We start from the raw sequence: 1,670 nt of genomic DNA, 5'->3' as shown, positions 1-1,670 counted from the left end.
AGGATGCGCAGGCCGGGAAGGCCAGTCGAATTGTACCCATGCCGCGGCGCGAGCTCGGCCGCAATTTCGACAAGATCAGTCATGTTCCGGGAATCGTATCATAGGATTGAGCAAGAAACTCAGAGAAACTGCCGTTTTCGAATGAGGACGATTGTACCATTTGGCAAAGCAGAAACGCAACCAGCAGGAACAACGCCATGTCGCGACACACTTTCTTCATAACCGGAGTAAATTCCGGATTCGGCTTTGCTATCGCCCAGGCCGCGCTGGAGGCCGGCCATCGGGTAATCGGCACGGTTCGATCCGAGGCAGCACGAAATTGCCTGGCTGAGCGTCTGCCCGAGGTCGTGACGGTCTTGTGCGACGTTACCCAGTTCGAGACGGTTGCCGGAATTGTCGATCGAGCCGACAGCGATCATGGTCCGATCGATATTCTCATCAATAACGCGGGCTATGGCTATGAAGGTGTAATCGAGGAATCCCCGCTCGAGGAAATGCGCCGTCAGTTCGACGTCAACGTCTTCGGAGCGGTGGCGGTCGCCAAGGCCTTGCTGCCGCGCTTTCGCGAACGTCGCCGCGGCTTCATCGTCAACGTGACTTCCATGGGCGGGATGATTACCATGCCGGGGATTGCCTACTACTGCGGCAGCAAGTTTGCTCTTCAGGGCATTTCCGAAGTGATGCGCGCGGAAATGGCTCCCTTTGGCGTCCATGTCACGGCCCTGTGCCCAGGCTCCTTCCGCACAGATTGGGCGGGACGATCGATGGTCCGAAGCTCCCGCGTGATCGCCGACTACGACGCCCAGTTCGATCCGATCCGGGCTGCGCGCATGGAGAAGAGCGGTAAACAGGTGGGCGATCCAGCCAAGCTCGCCCAAGCTGTCCTCGCCCTGGTCGATGCCGACGCGCCGCCACCGCAGTTGCTGCTGGGTAGCGATGCCCTGCGCCTGGTACGCGAACGATACAAGCACATGGAACGTGAGATCGATGAATGGGAGGGCCTGACCCTGTCAACGGATGGCTAAGCCAACCGCCGAGCAAGGACAGCCTTCGCGGATAAGCGGGACGTCCCCACCTGGGGAGTAGAAATCGGCTTCGACAGTCTGGAAGAGTCGACTGACGAACGGCAATTTGTCGCTCGCCAGTCGACGGTTGGATGCCAGCGTACGGCTGAGAGCGGCCCTGCACACCATCTCGCCACTTTTTGCCACCCGACGACGATTTTCCAGTGCTCGGAATGAGAAATCCCAGCGCTGATTGCACCAAGCCAAATCCGATTGCCGAGCGGGTCAAATTCCTTCGCCAACCGGCCCGTCGCTCAGAATAGGAAACGACGGCTCATATCTAAACGCCGAGGCGAGCAGCGACGCGGTCCGATAGGGCGCGCGCATCGAGTGCGTCTTCCAAGCGGTCCAACAATGGCACGAGATGGCCAGCCTCGGCATCCAGTTCCTTGGCGCTTTCACTCAGAGCAGCCCAGAGTGGCGCCAGGGCGGCGACCAGAGCATCGCCCTGGGCAGATAGAGAGATGAGGCGACGCCGCGCATCGGCCTTGTCGCCGGCCATCTGGATCAAACCGGCGCTCTCAAGCGCCCGTCTCGCTTGGCTCACCGATACATGGGTGATGCAAAGCGCCTCTGCGATGTCGCCGACTGTCATCGGCCCATTCA

The 1,670-nt window shown here is 60.1% G+C and carries 2 protein-coding genes; one reads left to right on the top strand and one right to left on the bottom strand.

Annotated features, from left to right (window positions below; all coding sequences use genetic code 11):
- Positions 1-197 precede the first annotated feature (197 nt).
- Complete coding sequence (locus EDF58_RS25715) at positions 198-1,025, top strand: oxidoreductase (protein ID WP_132270632.1); 828 nt, start codon at positions 198-200, stop codon at positions 1,023-1,025.
- Positions 1,026-1,344: 319 nt separating this feature from the next.
- On the opposite strand, the gene EDF58_RS25710 is transcribed toward EDF58_RS25715, so the two are convergent.
- A partial coding sequence (locus EDF58_RS25710; protein WP_132270630.1) for a winged helix DNA-binding protein occupies positions 1,345-1,670 on the bottom strand: 326 nt, incomplete at its 5' end.

Origin of the sequence: Novosphingobium sp. PhB57 (assembly GCF_004342985.1) — a bacterium.
In the GTDB taxonomy this organism is placed as follows: domain Bacteria; phylum Pseudomonadota; class Alphaproteobacteria; order Sphingomonadales; family Sphingomonadaceae; genus Novosphingobium.
The sequence above is the reverse complement of the archived record's forward strand: the minus strand, read 5'-3'. Positions and strand labels throughout refer to the sequence as shown.

What these genes read in the sequence shown, in the direction of transcription:
- EDF58_RS25715 (WP_132270632.1), top strand. Translation starts at nt 198, where the DNA reads ATGTCGCGACACACTTTCTTCATAACCGGAGTAAATTCCGGATTCGGC.